The organism is Nocardiopsis sp. MG754419 (assembly GCF_018207095.1).
Lineage (GTDB): Bacteria > Actinomycetota > Actinomycetes > Streptosporangiales > Streptosporangiaceae > Nocardiopsis.
On sequence record NZ_QOCZ01000416.1, the window covers coordinates 1 to 350 of the forward strand.

At 70.6% G+C, this 350-nt stretch carries 1 protein-coding gene; it reads right to left on the bottom strand.

Annotated elements, in window-relative coordinates; genetic code table 11:
- Positions 1-350, bottom strand: a 350-nt coding sequence (locus tag DSY14_RS28365; protein ID WP_211719634.1) for an SDR family NAD(P)-dependent oxidoreductase, incomplete at both ends; no start/stop codon positions are given.

Below are 350 nucleotides of genomic sequence, written 5' to 3' on the forward strand. Positions count from 1 at the left end.
ATCCAGCCCGGCGCCACCGCATTGACGCGGATGCCGTGCGGGCCGATCTCGGTCGCCAGGGTCTTCGTCAGCTGGACGACCGCCGCTTTGGCCACGCCGTAACAGAGCAGGCCGGGGCCGCCGGTGTCGACGGCGCCCGAGGCCATGATGACGATGCTGCCCCGGGTCCCCTCGGCGATCATCAGGCGGGCGGCTTCCTGGCAGGCGTACAGCACGCCCTTGAAGTTGACGCCCCACACTCGGTCGAGGTCCTCGTCGCGGGTCTCCAGGACCGGGCTGCTGTGCATGATCCCGGCGATCGCGGCCATGACGTCGAGGCGCTCGCAGACGGCGACTGCTCGGCGGAGTTG